Origin of the sequence: Geobacter sp. AOG2, assembly GCF_019972295.1 — a bacterium.
Lineage (GTDB): Bacteria > Desulfobacterota > Desulfuromonadia > Geobacterales > Pseudopelobacteraceae > Oryzomonas.
The window spans coordinates 882,980-899,813 of record NZ_BLJA01000001.1; the positions used below are offsets into that span (position 1 = coordinate 882,980).

Annotated in this window: 19 protein-coding genes and 1 riboswitch; of the genes, 10 read left to right on the forward strand and 9 right to left on the reverse strand. The window is 60.0% G+C overall.

The annotated features are described in order from the left end of the window. Window positions 1-202: 202 nt before the first annotated feature. The 8 genes from LDN12_RS04085 to cobU form a co-directional block, all read right to left on the reverse strand. On the reverse strand, window positions 203-805 hold the full coding sequence (locus tag LDN12_RS04085; protein WP_223921413.1) for a CAP domain-containing protein: 603 nt from the start codon (window positions 803-805) through the stop codon (window positions 203-205). A 360-nt stretch (window positions 806-1,165) separates the two neighbouring features. Then, window positions 1,166-1,480 carry a YajD family HNH nuclease gene (locus LDN12_RS04090; protein WP_223921414.1) on the reverse strand — a complete coding sequence of 105 codons (315 nt, stop codon included), beginning with the start codon at window positions 1,478-1,480 and terminating at the stop codon, window positions 1,166-1,168. A 130-nt stretch (window positions 1,481-1,610) separates the two neighbouring features. Continuing rightward, window positions 1,611-2,213 (reverse strand): alpha-ribazole phosphatase, encoded by a 603-nt coding sequence (cobC, locus tag LDN12_RS04095; RefSeq protein ID WP_223921415.1) that lies wholly within the window; start codon window positions 2,211-2,213, stop codon window positions 1,611-1,613. 211 nt (window positions 2,214-2,424) lie between these two features. Beyond that, window positions 2,425-3,162 carry an adenosylcobinamide-GDP ribazoletransferase gene (gene cobS / locus LDN12_RS04100; protein ID WP_223921416.1) on the reverse strand — a complete coding sequence of 246 codons (738 nt, stop codon included), beginning with the start codon at window positions 3,160-3,162 and terminating at the stop codon, window positions 2,425-2,427. Continuing rightward, window positions 3,159-3,581 (reverse strand): PPC domain-containing DNA-binding protein, encoded by a 423-nt coding sequence (locus LDN12_RS04105; protein ID WP_223921417.1) that lies wholly within the window; start codon window positions 3,579-3,581, stop codon window positions 3,159-3,161. Before LDN12_RS04105 ends, cobS begins: the two co-directional genes overlap by 4 nt. A gap of 24 nt (window positions 3,582-3,605) precedes the next feature. Further along, window positions 3,606-4,913: a phosphomethylpyrimidine synthase ThiC gene (gene thiC, locus LDN12_RS04110; RefSeq protein WP_223921418.1), complete on the reverse strand. Its 1,308-nt coding sequence runs from the start codon at window positions 4,911-4,913 to the stop codon at window positions 3,606-3,608. Between the two features lie 336 nt (window positions 4,914-5,249). After that, a complete protein-coding gene (gene cobT / locus LDN12_RS04115) occupies window positions 5,250-6,305 on the reverse strand; it encodes a nicotinate-nucleotide--dimethylbenzimidazole phosphoribosyltransferase (protein WP_223921419.1) in 1,056 nt (351 codons plus the stop codon). Window positions 6,306-6,345: 40 nt separating this feature from the next. Continuing rightward, window positions 6,346-6,879 (reverse strand): bifunctional adenosylcobinamide kinase/adenosylcobinamide-phosphate guanylyltransferase, encoded by a 534-nt coding sequence (gene cobU, locus LDN12_RS04120; RefSeq protein WP_223921420.1) that lies wholly within the window; start codon window positions 6,877-6,879, stop codon window positions 6,346-6,348. Window positions 6,880-7,012: 133 nt separating this feature from the next. Beyond that, a riboswitch (cobalamin riboswitch) is annotated at window positions 7,013-7,202 on the reverse strand. Between the two features lie 297 nt (window positions 7,203-7,499). Between cobU and groES the strand changes: the two genes are divergently transcribed. From groES to cysK, 10 genes are all read left to right on the forward strand, one after another. Then, entirely contained in the window at window positions 7,500-7,787 is a 288-nt protein-coding gene (groES, locus tag LDN12_RS04125) for a co-chaperone GroES (protein ID WP_223921421.1), read from the forward strand. 179 nt (window positions 7,788-7,966) lie between these two features. Continuing rightward, complete coding sequence (groL, locus tag LDN12_RS04130) at window positions 7,967-9,613, forward strand: chaperonin GroEL (protein ID WP_223921422.1); 1,647 nt, start codon at window positions 7,967-7,969, stop codon at window positions 9,611-9,613. Between the two features lie 240 nt (window positions 9,614-9,853). Beyond that, entirely contained in the window at window positions 9,854-10,171 is a 318-nt protein-coding gene (locus LDN12_RS04135) for a cupin domain-containing protein (protein ID WP_223921423.1), read from the forward strand. Between the two features lie 110 nt (window positions 10,172-10,281). Next, window positions 10,282-11,244 carry a ferrochelatase gene (gene hemH / locus LDN12_RS04140; protein WP_223921424.1) on the forward strand — a complete coding sequence of 321 codons (963 nt, stop codon included), beginning with the start codon at window positions 10,282-10,284 and terminating at the stop codon, window positions 11,242-11,244. 93 nt (window positions 11,245-11,337) lie between these two features. Then, on the forward strand, window positions 11,338-11,751 hold the full coding sequence (locus LDN12_RS04145; protein ID WP_223921425.1) for a hypothetical protein: 414 nt from the start codon (window positions 11,338-11,340) through the stop codon (window positions 11,749-11,751). Window positions 11,752-11,835: 84 nt separating this feature from the next. Then, window positions 11,836-12,408, forward strand: a complete 573-nt coding sequence (locus LDN12_RS04150) for a peptidylprolyl isomerase (protein ID WP_223921426.1) — start codon at window positions 11,836-11,838, stop codon at window positions 12,406-12,408. Window positions 12,409-12,449: 41 nt separating this feature from the next. Further along, the gene (locus LDN12_RS04155; protein ID WP_223921427.1) at window positions 12,450-13,898 is read left to right on the forward strand and encodes a DUF4139 domain-containing protein; all 1,449 of its coding nucleotides are present in this window, start codon (window positions 12,450-12,452) and stop codon (window positions 13,896-13,898) included. Between the two features lie 7 nt (window positions 13,899-13,905). Further along, window positions 13,906-14,631, forward strand: coding sequence for a ComF family protein (locus tag LDN12_RS04160; RefSeq protein WP_223921428.1), 726 nt, complete (start codon window positions 13,906-13,908; stop codon window positions 14,629-14,631). A gap of 144 nt (window positions 14,632-14,775) precedes the next feature. Next, window positions 14,776-15,252, forward strand: a complete 477-nt coding sequence (locus tag LDN12_RS04165; protein WP_223921429.1) for an Rrf2 family transcriptional regulator — start codon at window positions 14,776-14,778, stop codon at window positions 15,250-15,252. A gap of 53 nt (window positions 15,253-15,305) precedes the next feature. Then, window positions 15,306-16,229 (forward strand): cysteine synthase A, encoded by a 924-nt coding sequence (gene cysK / locus LDN12_RS04170; protein ID WP_274382189.1) that lies wholly within the window; start codon window positions 15,306-15,308, stop codon window positions 16,227-16,229. 142 nt (window positions 16,230-16,371) lie between these two features. Here cysK and LDN12_RS04175 read toward each other — a convergent pair whose 3' ends face one another. Next, complete coding sequence (locus tag LDN12_RS04175; protein WP_223921430.1) at window positions 16,372-16,824, reverse strand: N-acetyltransferase; 453 nt, start codon at window positions 16,822-16,824, stop codon at window positions 16,372-16,374. Window positions 16,825-16,834: the final 10 nt, after the last annotated feature.

Here is a 16,834-nt window from a genome sequence, read left to right on the forward strand (position 1 = left end):
ACCCCGTTGATGAAATATCGTGGGAGCAAGTGAAGATTGTGCCTATATGCAAGGAGATGAGGCTGTTGAACCGCCTTCCGGATTCAAACTGCTGTGAACCTACGATGCCCGATTGAAGGGACAAGGCAGGCTGCCGTCGCGAAGTCTGCCGGGCCTGAGTCTATCCGCCGTTAGCCTTCATGGCCACTCCTGAAACGAACGCCTACTCCCTGAACCGGTCCGCAAAGTCGATGACACACACGCTCCCAAAGCCCGGATGGTAACCGCAGGCAGCCCCGGCGGTGCGGAAAACCGTGCTGAAGATGTTCTTGCGATGCCCCCGGTCCGGCACCCCGTCGTCGGTGATCAGTTGTATGACCATGTAGCGGGCCTCTGTGGGGCCATAGCCGATATTCTCACCGATCTGCCGGTTCCATTTTCCGTGCCGGTCTATCCGTTCCCGTATGTTGTCATGGCCGATTGCGCCGGACTCCCCCTGCTCCTTTGCCAGTTCGTCCGCCGCCGCGGCCAGACCGTCCGACCAGATAAGCGGCGGCAGGGGTTTCCGGCGCGAAAGAAATCTGATCGCCTCGTCCACGGCCTTGACCCCTTCGTTTGTCTGCATGTGGGTGTCGCTCCCCGGCAGCACGAAGTATCTGCCCCGGAACAGGCCGCGGAACTCGCGGAGAAAGCCGGCATAGGTGCGCGGTGCGGTGCGGGCCAGGTTCATCTCCGCCAGCACCTGCTCCGCCATGTCCTGGTCGATGGCCGCGGCGGGGACTGCCAGCGCGAGAAGCACCCAAATGGTCGAACAAAAGAGTCGCATTTTACTGTAGCCGTGGGTAAATAATCGAAGTCACTTTTGTAGATTACACCGAGTCAAAACAAAATCAATTAAAAAATCAGTTACTTAAGTAAGCGGTAAAATGTATCATTTTGTCTGGCCTTTAAAAATAATTATTTATTTCGTTATGATAGGTGTGTTGGAAAAATGTTAATTTTATTAACATGAACGGCACAAACTGTATGGTGCCGAAAATGACTGGTAATATCTGGTAGTTATGCTCTTGGTGCCGTCTGTGGTGGGATACATTTTTTTATTGGGCGGAGATGTTGTGCGGAATCCCCTGGGGGGCGGCATGATCCGGGTTGGAGGGATGATGTTTCACGGGGCGCAACGGAGGTCCTATTTGCTGAGGTAATCCCCCAGCAGGTCCCTGCTGTGCTCATCCTCGTGGCAGTGGGCGCACAGGTTTTCCCAGTTGCTGCCGTCGGCAGGGTTGTTGTTGTGGTTGCCGTCCTTGTGGTGCACAGTCAGCAGGTGCAGGCTGGACGAGTCGAATTCCCGTCCGCATTTTGCACAGATGGCACCGTGGATCCTCAAGGATTTCGTCCGGTAGTTGGTGCTGTCCTCCGCTTGCCGGCGCATGGACTCTATACGGGCTGCGGCTTCGGCAGCCGAGGGCAATTTGACCGTGACCGGTCGTCTGAGGCGTGCCATGGAGACTCCCTTTCTCAGAATAAATCTAGTGAGCGGCCGGGCAAAAAAAGCTCCCGCTGCAAGGCTTGCGGCCCCTGAAGAGCGAGGCGTACCCCCTGGTACGCCGCAGATGGACTTTTTGTGCGGCTGTTCACCCGTTCAGCAGTTTGACCGTGACCCTGCCGTCGGCATGGTAATCGATGATGTTCAGGCAGCCGTAGTTCTGCTCGATGTTGAACATTCCGGCCAGAGGGGCGCCGATGGCGTTTAAAAGTACGATGCGGTTGACCCCGCCGTGCCCTACCACCAGGATTTCCTGTCCCTTGTGGCGCTCCACGACCTCCGCGATGACCGGCATGACCCGCGCCTGCACATCCAGCAGATTTTCCCCCCGGGGCACCCGGTAGTTCACCAGGTCATCCAGCCGGGCCTGCCACTCCACGGGCCAGCGCTGGGTGATCTCCTTCCAGGTCAGCCCCTCCCAGACGCCGATGTTCAGCTCGCGCAGTTCGGGGCGGCGCACCGGCTCGATGCCGAACTGGCCACAGATGATCTCCGCTCCGATGGCGCATCGGGACAGGTCGCTGGTGTAGCAGGCCGAGAGCGGTTTTTCCGCCAGACGTTCCTTGAGGACATGATACTGCTCCAGGCCGATATCGGTCAAGCCCACGTCGGTTTGGCCGTTGTAGCGGGGTTGGTCGTGACCTGCCACCTGGCCGTGGCGGATGAGGTAGATGCGAGTTGCCGGGGTCATGAGTATCTTTCCTTTCAGCCTGAAAAAGTGTTTGCCACAGAGCCACAGAGTCACAGAGGGAATAAAAGAGAAGATTACGCCATAAAACAGCCGATTGGGGTTTCTTCATTCAGATAGCATGGCGTTACGAGAAAAAGCTCTGTGATTTACTCTGTGCCTCCGTGGCTCTGTGGCCTGACTGCCCTTTTCAGGCTAAAAACAAGGCAGAGGATTAGGTTAATCTAATGGAGATGACCGTCAGGGCCGCAATCTCGGCCAGTTCGCTGATGCATCCCACCACATCGCCGGTCAGGCCGTCCAGCCGGCGCTGGAAGTAGCCGCGTAGCGCTACGGTCAGCAGGATGACGACGACGTAGGCGGCCAGCCCGGTTAGGGGCGGCAGTAGAAAGGCCGCGGCCAGGGTCAGGGTTAAAGCGGCAATCAATCGGGCATTGCCGGTGCCCTGGATAAATACGGCCCCCAGACCCTCTTTGCGGGCATGGCGGGCGCCGGTCATGGCAAGGACCTGGGCGCAACGGGCCAGGATAGGAAAGAACAGCAGGGCCTGCATCTTGATGCCGGCAGGCACCGCCAGCAGGGCCTGCCATTTCAGCAGCAGGCCGAGGACTATGCCGACGACGCCCACGGCGCCGACGCGGGAGTCCTTCATGACTTCCAGGAAGCGTTCCCGGCCACCCCGGGCCGCGATGCCGTCGCAGACATCGGCCAGGCCGTCCAGGTGCAGGGCGCCGGTCACGGCGGCCAGGGCGGCAATCAGCAGGGCGTCGGCCAGCGGCCGGGCCAGCCAGGGGGTGATCAGCCAGTTGAGCCCGGCCAGCAGGGCGCCGATGGTCAGTCCCACCAGGGGAAAAACCGCCGTGGAGCGCCCCAGGTCCCGGGCCTCGCAATCAACCTTGAAGGGGAGCGGAATGATGGTCAGAAACTGGAAGGCAATAAGGAAACGTTTCATGGGGTTGTTTCGACAGGGGTTGTGATGACCAGTTCCGCATAGCCGGTGGCGGCATCGTGGCGTCGCGAAAAGCGCACCTCCGGCATGACCGCCAGTACGATCTCGGCCGTTGTCAGGACAATACAGCCGTCCAGCAGATGGCCTCCCAGCACGCGGCCGATGCTGTCGGCAAAGGCAATGTGCAGGTGCGGCCCCTGGGGCGACAGGGTGCCGGAGAGGGAGACGATCTCCAGCGGCCCCTCGATGATGGTGCCGCCGCCGTTTCCGGCCAGCCGCAAGGCCGCCCGGCTCAGGCTCCCGGCGCAACTGAGCACGCAGGCGGCGGGCAATTCCCGGTCGTGGAGCAGGCGGGACAACGAGCTTCGAATGTCATCCCCCGGCCGTAGCCGTAACGAAAGCGATGTAATGGGGCTGTACATGGCGCCTCTTTCTCTGCGTTTTCATCAGATCTTATCCTGTTTCAGGTCATCTGCAAAGAGCTTTCCTGCACCCCGGGAGGCGCAGAAGTTGCCGCACATGGTGCAGGTGGCGCTGTCCTCGGGAACCCGGCTGGCGCGGATGGCCCGGGCGTCCTCGGGATAGAGGGCCAACTGGAACTGCTTTTCCCAGTCCAGGTCGCGGCGGGCCTTGGACATCTCCTTGTCCCGTTCCCGCATCCTGTCCGGGTATTTGTTCATATCCCCGATGTAGGCGGCGATCCTGGCGGCCTTCACCCCCTGGCGCACGTCCTCTTCGGTGGGCAGGGCCAGATGTTCGGCCGGGGTGATATAGCAGATCAGGTCGGCGCCGAAGCGGGCCGATTGGGCCGCGCCGATGGCCGAGGTGATGTGGTCGAAGCCGGGCGCCACGTCGGTGGTGATCGGCCCCAGCATGTAGTAGGGCGCACCGCCGCTCATGCGCTTTTGCAGTTTGATGTTCCCCTCGATCTCGTCCAAGGGGACATGTCCCGGCCCTTCCACCAGCATCTGGCACCCCATGTCGCGTCCCAGTTCGGCCAGTTCGCAGTTGATGACCAACTCCTGGATCTGGGCCCGGTCGCTGGAGTCATGGATGGCCCCGGCCCTGAGGCCGTTCCCCAGGGAGAGCACGGTGTCGTATTTTTTCAGGATCGCGGCCACCCGGTCGAATTGCTCGTAGAGCGGATTTTCCCGCTTGTTGGCCAGCATCCAGGCCACCATGGAGACCCCTCCCTTGGAAACCAGGCCGCCGTAACGGTATCCCTGCTTCCTGAGGCGTTCGATGGTGGAGAGGTTGATGCCGCAGTGCACCGCCATGAAAGCCATGCCGTCGGCGCATTGGCGCTCGATCAGGTCGAAGAGTTCCTCAGGATCGAGCCGGTTCGGGTCGCCGTACTTGCGGGCGGCCTCGCAGAAGGCCTGGTAGAGCGGAACATTGCCCACCGGCAGATCCACGCAGGCGATCACCTCACGCCGCACCCGGTCCAGGTCGCCCCCCACGGAGAGTTCCATCAGGGTGTCGGCTCCGCTTTCCAGGGCGGCGCGCGCCTTGGCCACCTCGGCCTGGTAGTCGATGATGTCGGAGGAGGTGCCGATGGAGGCGTTGACCTTGGTGCGCAGGCCAAAACCGATGCCGGTGGCCTTGGGCTGGCGGTTGTGGTTCCAGGGGATGACGATCCTCCCCTCGGCCACCATGCTGCGCACGAACTCCGGCGCAAGCGCTTCATCGGCGGCAACCGCCGTCATCTGGGGGGTAACGATGCCTTCGCGGGCGGCTTCTATCTGAGTCTTCATGGGGTGTGACTCCACTCTCATTTTGGATTTAGGTTTATCAGGCTGTTGAGAATCTCAGGTTGTTCAAAAATAGTCAGATCGTCGCACCCGCAGTATAATCGCCTCCGGCGATTATCGGTGACGAAGCGCAGCGGAGTTCATCCCGCAGGGACAGAAGCGGAACGGTTCTGCTAAAAGCCCTGAGGAGGCAGGCCCTCTCTCTATCTCTCCCCCAGAGGGGGAGAGCATGCCGTGCCCTCTCCCTCCGGGAGAGGGATTGGGTGAGGGTTTGCAGCGCTACGCCGCACGAAAGGACTTTCGAGGACGAAGGCCTGATGGCTGTTTTTCAACAACCTCTTATAGCTGTTCCGATACCCCGGCCTGTTCGAAGGTAGCCATCTCCTTCATGATCTTCACCCCGGCCTCGATCAGGCCCATGGCCAGGGCTGCACCGGTGCCCTCTCCCAGGCGCAGGTTCAGGTCCAGGATCGGTGCGGCGCCGATCCGCTCCAGCATGAAGCGGTGGCCGATCTCCACCGATTCGTGGGCGGCAAATATGTAGTCGCGTACGTGGGGGTGCAATTCCGAGGCGATCAGCGCGCCGGCCGTGGAGATGAAGCCGTCCACCACCACCGGTATGCCGTTGGCTGCGCATCCCAGCACCAGGCCGGCTATGGCGGCGATCTCCAGTCCACCCACCTTGGCCAGCACATCCACCGGGTCCTTGGGGTCGGGACGGTTGAGCGCCAGGCCCTGTTCGATGACCCGGATCTTGTTTTCCAGGGCAATGTCGTTGATGCCGGTGCCGCGGTGGGTCAGTTGCCTGGCTGAAATGCCGGAGATAGCGGCGATGATGGCCGACGACGGGGTGGTATTGCCGATACCCATCTCCCCGGTTCCCGCCAGGGCCACACCTTCTTCCTTACACCGGTCGGCCAGGTCGATACCGACCTTCAGGGCTGCCAGGGTCTCCTCGCGGGTCATGGCCGGCCCTTTGGCGAAGTTTTTGGTGCCGCGGGCCACCTTGCGGTCGATCAGGCCAGAGGCCCCGTTGAAATCATGATCGACCCCCACGTCCACCACCCGCACCTCGACCCCGGCGTGGCGGGCCAGCACGTTGACGCCGGCCCCGCCTGCCAGGATGTTGAGCACCATCTGGGGCGTGACCTCTTTCGGGAAGGCCGAGACTCCCTCGTCAGTGACCCCATGATCGCCGGCAAAGGTGAAGATGACCTTCTTCGCCGTATCGGGGTTAAGGGTGCCGCTGATGGCGGCGACACGCCGCCCGAACTCCTCAAGCCTCCCCAGGGAGCCCAAGGGTTTGGTCTTGTTGTCCAACTTGGCCTGGGCCTGTTCCAGTAATTCGGTGCTGACCGGTTTGATGCGTTCCAGTGTGCTTTCCACGATGTTCATCGGTCGTCTCCTCTTGTTTTAATTTCGAAGGTCTGTATTGTTACTTTAATCTCAATGGTATCCCGCTGATGACCACATGCGCCTCGTCCGCCATGGCCGCCAGGAGCTGATTGGCCTGCCCGGCCATGTCGCGGAAGCGGCGCGCCAGGCGGTTTTCCGGCACAATGCCCTGGCCAACCTCGTTGGATACGATAATGACCGGAGTCCGCATCTTCCGCAGGGTGGCCGTCAGGCTGTGCACATCCTCCAGGATGCGCGCCTCGGCGTCTTCCCCTTGTTCTTCGTAGTGAAAGAGCAAATTGGACAGCCACAGCGTGAGACAGTCCACCAGCACCGCCTTGCAGGTATCGTCGCAACGGACGAGCGCCTGGGACAGATGCAGGGGTTCCTCCACGGTCTGCCAGGCGTCGCCCCGGCGCAGGCGGTGTTTTCTAACCCGTTCCTCCATCTCGTCGTCCAGCGTCTGGGCCGTTGCCAGGTAGCCGAGCGGCGCGCCGAATTGTCGGGCCAACTCCTCGGCGAAACGGCTCTTGCCGCTTCGCGCCCCGCCGGTGATGAAAATAGTTTTGGCCATGTGTTCCTCGCGGCAGTTATTTGCGAACAAACTCTTGAAACAAAAAAGCCCCTGCCGAATAATCCAATGGGCAGGGGCTCGAAAATACCGGGATGAAGATGTTATCCGGCTTCGGCCCCTCGTTCCACGGAGGTCCCAAAAGCATCGGAATGGCAGGTTTCCTGGCTCGGGGATCGTTCCTTCGCCGCGCCTTCCCAGGTTTCCCCAGTGGCATGTTGCGGCGTCGGTCCCCCCTTACAGTTGCGGGACAGCGAGGGACTTGCACCCTCTTCCCTTTTAACCGCGCTGATCGAGAGCGCGGCACCAAACCGGTTGATAAACAGTTGCGCGTTTTGTACCAGACGCCAGGCCGATTGTCAAAACGGAAAGTGATGAAAATAATTGCCCTGAGCGGTTTGCTCTTGTATCTATAGGTATTCATTTGGTATTTAACCTGTGGTTGTTTGATATTCGCACGGTTTTCCGGCGGCATGACCGCCAGTTTGGAAAATTTTTTTCACACCCCTTGATTTTTACCCACCTGTTGATTATATTTCTCACGTTAGCACTCGGTGGTTGTGAGTGCTAATCTCGTCTGTGACTTTACACCACCAACCGGTAATAGAAAGGAGAAGGACAACATGAGTTTGAGACCACTTCAGGACCGCATCCTCGTTAAGAGGGTCGAAGAGGAAACCAAAACGGCAGGGGGGCTCTTTATCCCTGAAACCGCCAAGGAAAAACCGCAGCGCGGCGAGATCGTGGCTGCCGGCAACGGCAAAAAGACCGAAGACGGCAAGGTGCTGCCTCTGGACGTGAAAGTGGGAGACAAGGTGCTGTTCGGCAAGTACTCGGGTACCGAGATCAAGGTGGACGGTGAAGAGTATTTGATTATGCGGGAAGACGACATCCTGGCCGTCGTAGAATAAACGGCTTCGCCAAAGGTCCATCTGCGGCGTTGCGTTCGTCGCGGAACGTTCAACGTACCTCCGGTACGCCTCGCGCTCCGCTCCTCGCGCGCCTTGCATCTGGAGCCTTTTGCTGTGCCGCGGGAAACTCGTTTCAATAAATCCAGAAACCACTATATATCAACATGGAGGAATAACGCATGGCTGCAAAGATCATCAAATTCGACCAGGACGGCCGCAACGCCATTCTGAAAGGTGTCAATACCCTGGCTGACGCCGTTAAGGTTACCCTCGGCCCCAAGGGTCGTAACGTCGTTATCGACAAATCCTTCGGCGCTCCGCTGATCACCAAGGACGGCGTGACCGTTGCCAAGGAAGTGGAACTGGAAGATAAATTCGAGAACATGGGCGCTCAACTGGTGAAAGAGGTCGCTTCCAAGACCTCCGACGTTGCCGGTGACGGCACCACCACTGCGACCGTCCTCGCCCAGGCCATCTACCGCCAGGGTTCCAAGCTGGTGGCTGCCGGCCACAACCCGATGGAGATCAAGCGCGGCATCGACAAGGCCGTGGAGGTCATCGTCGGCGAGTTGAAGAGCATCTCCAAGCCGATCAAGGACCACAAGGAGATCGCCCAGGTCGGCACCATCTCCGCCAACAACGACAAGACCATCGGCGATATCATTGCCGAGGCCATGGAAAAGGTCGGCAAGGAAGGCGTGATCACCGTCGAGGAAGCCAAGGCCATGGAAACCAGCCTGGAAACCGTGGAAGGGATGCAGTTCGACCGCGGCTACCTCTCCCCCTACTTCGTGACCGATCCGGAGCGCATGGAAGCAACCCTTGAGAATGCCGTGATCCTGATCCACGACAAGAAAATCTCCAATATGAAGGACCTGCTCCCGGTTCTTGAGCAGACCGCCAAAACCGGCCGTCCGCTGCTGATCATCGCCGAAGATATCGAAGGCGAAGCGCTGGCCACCCTGGTGGTCAACAAACTGCGCGGCGTTCTGAACGTGGCTGCCGTCAAGGCTCCCGGCTTCGGCGACCGCCGCAAGGCCATGCTGGAGGATATCGCCATCCTCACCGGCGGCCAGGTGATCTCCGAAGAAGTCGGCTTCAAGCTCGACCAGACCACCCTCGACATGCTGGGCCACGCCAAGCGCATCACCATCGACAAGGACAACACCACCATCATCGACGGCGACGGCAAGGAAGAGGCCATCCAGGGCCGCGTCAAGATGATCCGCGCCCAGATCGAGGAAACCTCCAGCGATTACGACCGCGAAAAGCTCCAGGAACGCCTTGCCAAGCTGGTGGGCGGCGTTGCCGTCATCAAGGTCGGTGCCGCAACCGAAGTCGAGATGAAGGAAAAGAAAGCCCGCGTGGAAGACGCTCTTCACGCCACCCGCGCTGCCGTTGACGAGGGCATTGTCCCTGGCGGCGGTGTCGCCTATATCCGCGCTCTCAAAGCGCTGGACGGCCTCAAACTGGTAGCCGAGCAGCAGTTCGGCGTCAATGTGATCAAAGCCTCTCTGGAAGCCCCGATCCGCCAGATCGCCGAGAACGCCGGTATCGACGCTTCCATCGTGGTGGACAAGGTCAAGAACGGCAAGGACGCCTTCGGTTACGACGCCTCCTCCGATGAGTACGTGGATATGATCAAGACCGGTATCATCGATCCGACCAAGGTTTCCCGCAGCGCCTTGCAGAACGCTTCCTCCATCGCCGGTCTGATGCTGACCACCGAGGCCCTGATCGCCGAGAAGCCGAAGGATGAATCCGCAATGCCGGCAATGCCGGGTGGCGGGATGGGTGGTATGGGCGGCATGGGCGGCATGTACTAACCGGGAAACGCCGCTAGCTCGGCGTTGCCTTCGTCAGTCATTCGTGCGGCGTAGCGCTGCTACGCCTCCTCGCTCTTCCTCGGCGCCTTGATCTGACGAAAAATCGACGTTCACGCAATTGTGTGGAGGAGGCCGGAGACATCATGTCTCCGGCCTTCTCGTTTAAATCTGTTGCCTGGGGGGCGTTTACGTCATATTATGGCGTTGCTGGCAGACTTTGTGTGCTGAAAGGGGAAGGACATGGACCTGATCGGAAAAGCCCTGACCATGAGCGATCTGGTGGCGTATCAGGATGGCTCGGTGGTCAGCAAGACATTGATCGATAAGAAGATCGGGACGCTGACGCTGTTTTCCTTCGATGCCGGACAGGGGCTTTCCGAGCATACCGCCCCTTACGATGCCTTTGTGCAGGTCGTGGACGGCGAGGCGGAGGTGACCATCGAGGGGAGCGCCCAGACCGTGGAAGCCGGGCAGATGATCATCATGCCGGCCAACAAGCCCCATGCGCTCAAGGCGGTGAAGCCGTTCAAGATGCTCTTGGTGATGATTCGCGCTTAGCAGGTTGTTGAAAAACAGCCTGTTCGAAAGATGATTTCCATCCGGAACCCCCGGATGGGAGGCGATTTGTTTTCGATGCTTTTTATGCACTGAGATGAAGGAGGTTCAAATTGTCAGAAAAGACCGCAGTACTGCTGCTCCAGATGGGCGGGCCGGATTCCCTGGACGCCGTCGAACCGTTTCTGTGCAACCTGTTTTCGGACCGCGACATCATTCGTATCGGCCCGGCCTTCCTGCAACCGGTGATTGCCCGTTTTATTTCTCGCCGGCGCGCCCGCAAGGTGGTGGAGTATTACCGCCGGATGGGGGGCAAGTCTCCCCTGCGTGAACTGACCGAACAGCAGGGGGCCGAGTTGGAAAAGGTCCTGGGCGAGGGGTATCGTTGTTTCGTGGCCATGCGCTATTGGAAGCCGGACACGATCGAAGCTCTGGCCGCCATCAAACGCGAAGGCATCAGCCGGATCGTGGCATTGTCGCTCTACCCCCACTATTCGCGAGCCACCAGCGGTTCCAGTTTCAACGAATTGGAGCGGGTGCTGGCCCAGGCAAAGGTGCGTTTCGATCTGGCGTATATCCGTCAGTTCTTCGACCATCCCGGCTATATTGCAGCTCTGGTGGAGAAGATCGAGCAGGGGTTGGCCGGATTTGCCGACCGAAGCACCGTTCAACTGGTTTTTTCAGCCCACGGCCTGCCCCAATCGTTCATCGACTCCGGCGACCCGTACCTGGACCACATCCAGGCTACGGTGCGGCTGGTGATGGAGCATTTCGGCGGCGTTTCCCACCATCTGGCCTTCCAGTCCCGGGCCGGCCCGGTCAAGTGGCTGGAGCCTTCCACCGAAGGGAAGATCGCCGAACTGGCGGCGGCAGGCTGCAAGGACATGTTGATGGTGCCGCTTTCGTTCGTGTCCGACCACATCGAGACCCTCTACGAGATCGATATCCAGTACCGGGAAGAAGCCGAAAAACTGGGCATTACAAACTTCAGGCGGAGCGAGTCCCTGAACAGCTCGCCCACCTTTATCGCCTGTCTGGCCGATCTGGTGTCCCGCACGGTCAACTCCCGCGACTGACCGCACGGACACAATACCTGTTTTTCCGATGATCTTATGTTCGACGCAGAACGTTGCACACAAAAAGAATGACCATTTTCAGGAGGTAGGTGTATGAAGGCATCTGTTTCAACCGTGGTGGCCCTGATGTTGACCCTGGCCGTTGCCGGCACGGCCCTGGCCGGCATGAACGGCGGCTGTGCGAAGTGCCCCCAGAGCGCCGGTCAGTCCGACCAGTTGAGAAAGTTTCAGCAGGATACCCTGGACCTGCGCCAGGAGATGATGAACAAGCGTTTCGATCTGCAGCGCGAAAACCTGAAGGGCATGCCGGATGCAGTCAAGGTGGCGGCTTTGCAGGCCGATATCACCGCGATCCAGGCTAAAATCGTCGCCATCCGAGCCCAGAGCGGCCTCCCCCAGAGCGGAAAACTCGACGGCGAGTGTGCCGTAATGGGTATGGGATGCAACAAGGCTATGAATCCGGGTTGTGCCGGTCAGCCGTGCCCGAACCGGCCCTGCGGGAAATAGGCTGGCCCTGGTAGGGTGCGTAAGGGGCCTTGCCCTCCCGCGCCGGGAATAATCGTTAACCTCATTATGTGAAGGAGAACCGCAATGCTCAGAAAATTGGTAATTGCTCTTATGGCTGTTTTCATGCTGTCAGGTGTCGCCTGCGCCGGAGGCAAGGCAAAGAACCCGGTCGTCCTGATGGAGACCAGTCAGGGGGCCATAAAGATCGAGTTGTTCGAAAAAGAGGCGCCTATCAGCGTCAAGAACTTCCTCGGCTACGTCAATAAAGGATTCTACAACGGTACGATCTTCCATCGCATCATAAACGGCTTCATGATCCAGGGGGGCGGTTTTACTACCGATTTCGTCCAGAAAGCAACCGCCGCGCCCATTAAAAACGAGGCCGCCAACGGCCTGAAAAACGACCGCGGCACCATCGCCATGGCCCGCACCGGCATGCCGGACAGCGCCACGGCGCAATTCTTCATCAACGTAGTGAACAACAATATGCTGAACCGTCCCAACCCGGACGGCTTCGGCTATGCAGTCTTCGGTAAGGTCATCGCGGGCATGGATGTGGTCGACAAGATAAAAGCGGTCAAAACCGGCGTCTACCACGGTATGGGGGATGTGCCCGAGCAGCAGGTAGTGATCAAGTCCGTGAAGGTGCTGAAATAACAGGTTGTTGTAGGGTTTGGGGGCGAAAAAGGGGGGGCGATATGGCGGTCCGCTGGATGCGCACGATGACGATGGCAATGGCGCTGGTCGCAGCGATGGTTTCCCATCTGTGGGGCGCGGGCGGCGAGGGGACGGTGACCACCTCGACCGTTGCCGAACAGACCGGGGTGGCGGTGACCATCTACAATTCCAACCTCGGCCTGGTCAAGGACCTGCGCACGTTACACCTGCCCAGGGGGCGCAGCCAACTGCGTTTCATGGACGTGGCCACGGCCATCATACCGGCCAGTGTCTCTATCCGTTCCCTTTCGGATGCGGCCGGCCTGAACGTCCTGGAGCAGAACTATGAGTATGACCTGCTCAGCCCGCAGAAACTTATGGACAAGTATGTGGGCAAAGAGGTCAAACTCTACCAGAAAAACCCCTACAGCGAGCGGGAAGAGGTAACGACCGCCACGCTCCTCTCCAATAATAACGGTCCGGTCTTCAGGATCGGCAACGAGATCACCTTCGGCCATCCGGGGCGGGTCATCTTCCCCGAACTGCCCGGGAGCCTGATCGCCAGCCCGACCCTGGTGTGGCTCCTGGAGAACGGCCGTGAAAAACCGCACGCCGTGGAGGCCGCCTACCTGACAGGCGGCATCGGTTGGCACGCCGACTACGTCCTGACCCTCAACGAGCGGGACGACGCGGCCGACCTGGGAGGGTGGGTCACCATTACCAACAACAGCGGGGCTACCTATCGAGATGCCGCCGTCAAACTGGTGGCCGGGGATGTGAACCGGGTCCGCGACGAGGCGCAGCCACGCTTGCGGGGTAAGGTCATGCTCGCGGAGGCTGCCGCCCCGGCTCCTCAGTTCCGGGAGGAGGGGCTTTTGGAGTACCACATGTACACGCTCCAGCACCCTTCCACCATCAAGGACAACCAGTCCAAGCAGATCAGTCTGCTCTCGGCCGCCGGCATACCGGTGCGCAAGGAACTGCTCCTGTCCGGGGCCTCTTATTACTATCAGGAGGCCTACAGCGGCGACATCGCCAAAAAACAGAAAATCGGCGTGTATATCGAGCTGGAGAACCGGGAGAAGAATCACCTGGGGATGCCGCTTCCCCGGGGAACCGTGCGGGTCTACAAAAAGGACGGCGACAAGTCGCTCCAGTTTGTGGGCGAGGACGCCATCGATCACACCCCAAGGGACGAAAAGGTGCGCATCAAACTGGGGGAGGCCTTCGATGTGGTGGCCGACAAGCGGCAGACCGATTGGAAAAAGCGGGCAAACGACAGCTATGAGGCGGCCTACGAAATTTCGATCCGTAACCATAAAAAGGAAGCGGTCGTGGTGCGGGTGACGGAACCGGTCCCCGGCGATTGGCAGGTGCTTGATTCCAGCCACGACTACGTCAAGGCCGATTCCGGCACACTGGAGTACAAGATACCGGTAGCGGCGGACGGCGAGGCGAAGCTGACCTACCGGGTGTTGATGCGGTACTGAACCGGCCGTGGACGGATTTCTCACCGCGATCCTCAACGTCCTTTTCCCGCCGCTCTGCCATATCTGCCGGGCGTTCATCCCCGATGCCGGCCCCTTGCACATCTGCCCGGAGTGCCGGGACCGGATGCCCGCTCCGGCGCATCCGCTTTGCCCGGTGTGCGGCATCCCCTTTCCGGGGGCGGGCGATGACCATGTGTGCGGCGCATGCCTGCAGTCAAAGCCCGATTTTGGTGCCGCCCGGTCGGCCCTGATCTACGAGGGGCACTGCCGTGAGCTGGTCCACGCCTTCAAGTACCGCTATAAAACCCATCTGCGCCGTCCTCTGGCGCTGCTGGCGGCCGGCTCTCTGCGGGATTTCGTCGCCGCCTGCGCCCCGGAACTGATGGTACCGGTGCCGCTGCATATCCGTCGGCTCAGGGAGCGTGGCTTCAATCAGGCGGTGTTGTTGGGCGAGATCTGGGCGCGCGAATGGAAGCTGCCCCTGGAACGTGGCGCGATGCGGCGCATCCGGTGGACGGAACCCCAGATCAACCTGACGGCGGCAGAGCGGCGCGACAATGTCAAGGGGGCCTTTGACGTCAGGGATGCCGATGCCGTGAAGGGCCGGCGCGTGTTGCTGGTGGATGATGTCTATACCACCGGCAGTACCGTCAGGGAGTGCGCCAGAGTGCTCAAGGCGGCCGGTGCCCGCGAGGTATCGGTTGTGACGGTCGCCCGGGCCGTGGAAAGTTGAGTCGGAACCTGTCCGGGAACCGTGGGAAATCAGCATGGTTTCATGTGGAATTCCTGAATCGTTGCGGTTAGTTTTGTTGACGGATGCGGTGTATTTTTGCTATAGATGGTGCTGCGCAATGAGGTAATCGCCTGGGAGGAACTAATGCGTCTGTCAACGAAAAGTCGGTACGGGCTGAGGGCTCTTTTCGATATTGCTTACAATTGTGGCAATATGCCGGCCCAGATTCAGGATATCTCCCGCCGTCAGCAGATATCGCCCCGCTATCTGGAGCAGATCTTCCAGAACCTCAAGCGGGCCGGCATATTGAAGAGCAAGCGTGGGCCGCAGGGGGGCTACTGCCTGGCCAAAAAGCCGGAAGAAATTACGGTTCTGGATGTCCTGTGCGCCACCGAACAGGATGTGCTCCTGGTGGATTGCACCGGGGCGACGCCGAAAAAACGCAAACGCAAGACCGACTGCCCTTTTGAAGGGCAGTGCGTGACCCAAACGGTCTGGGAAGAGGCCACGGGCATGCTCAACACGCTGTTCTCCGGCATAACCCTCCAGACGCTGTGCCAGCGCGGCCTGGATATGGGGATCAAGAAGGAGCAGGACCACCGCTTCATGTACTACATTTAGCTGGCTGTTTTTCAACAACCCGTGCAGACCAACAACCTTCTGGGGACAACATTATGCCCATCTCAATCAGCACGAGTGCTATCGAACAGATCGGCGCCACGCCCTTGGTCAAGCTTTCCGGAGTGACACCGGCGCGGTCGGCCGCGATCTATGCCAAGGTCGAATCCTTCAACCCCGGCGGCAGCATCAAGGACCGCATCGCCCTGGCGATGATCGAGAGGGCCGAGCAGGATGGCTGCATCAAGCCGGGTGCGACGATCGTCGAGCCGACCAGCGGCAATACCGGCATCGGTCTGGCACTGGTCTGCGCGGTACGGGGGTACCGGCTGGTACTGACCATGCCCGAGTCCATGAGCCTGGAGCGGCGGCGCCTTTTGACGGCTTATGGGGCCGAACTGGTGCTGACACCGGCTTCACAGGGTATGAAGGGCGCGGTTCAGAAGGCCGAGGAACTGGCCGCCGAAAATGGCTGGCTCCTGCCGCAGCAGTTCAACAATCCCGCCAATCCGGAGGCGCACCGCCGTACGACAGGTCCTGAGATCATCGCCGCCATGAAGGGACTGACCATTGACGGTTTTGTGGCCGGGGTCGGCACGGGCGGCACCATCACCGGCACCGGAGAGGTACTCCGCCGGCACAATCCGGCGATCCACATCGCCGCCGTCGAGCCGGCCGGGTCGCCCGTCCTGTCCGGCGGCTTGGCGGGTCCCCACAAGATCCAGGGGATCGGCGCCGGTTTTATCCCCGAGGTTCTCAATACCTCAATCTATCAGGAGGTTGTCGCCGTGTCGGATGCGGATGCCTTCAGCGCCGCCCGAACCCTGGTGGCCAAGCAGGGGCTTCTGTGCGGGATCTCGAGCGGCGCGGCGTTGGTCGGTGCGTTGCAGGTGGCCCAAAAACTGGGCGAGGGCAAGAACGTGGTAGTGATCCTGCCGGATACGGGGGAACGCTACCTCTCCATGGATGTATTCGATTAACAGGCTGTTGAGGTGATCTGCTGCGGGCCGTTCTGCGGTGCTGCCGTCGCCTCAGGTTGAAAACACGACACCGGTCCGGCAAAAGAAAAAGCCCTTTCCGCTGACGGAAAGGGCTCGCAAACAAACAGGCGGAAAAGTAATTTCAGTTCAGATCCAGGATCATGGCGTTTTCATCGCAGTCCGGGAACTTGACGCACTTGATGCAGTCCCCCCACACCTTCTGGGGCAGTTCGGACTTGTCCACCAGCCGGAACCCCAGCTTTGCGAAAAAATCGGGTTTGTAGGTCAGGCAAAAAATACGTTTGAGGCCGATCTGACGGGCTTCGGTAATGCATGCCTTCACCAGTTGACTGCCGATACCCTTGCGGCCGGCCTGCTCGTCCACCGCGACGGAGCGCACTTCGGCCAGATCATCCCAGACGATATGAAGGGCGGCCGTCCCCAAAAGCGCCCCGTCATCCTCAAAGACGTAAAAGTCGCGTAACGATTCATACAACTCCGACAGGGAGCGGGAGAGCATCTCCCCCTGGCTGGCGTACTTCATCAACAATTTCTGGATTTCCTTGACGTCGCTTATCTGTGCCTTCCGGATCATTCCTTTGCCT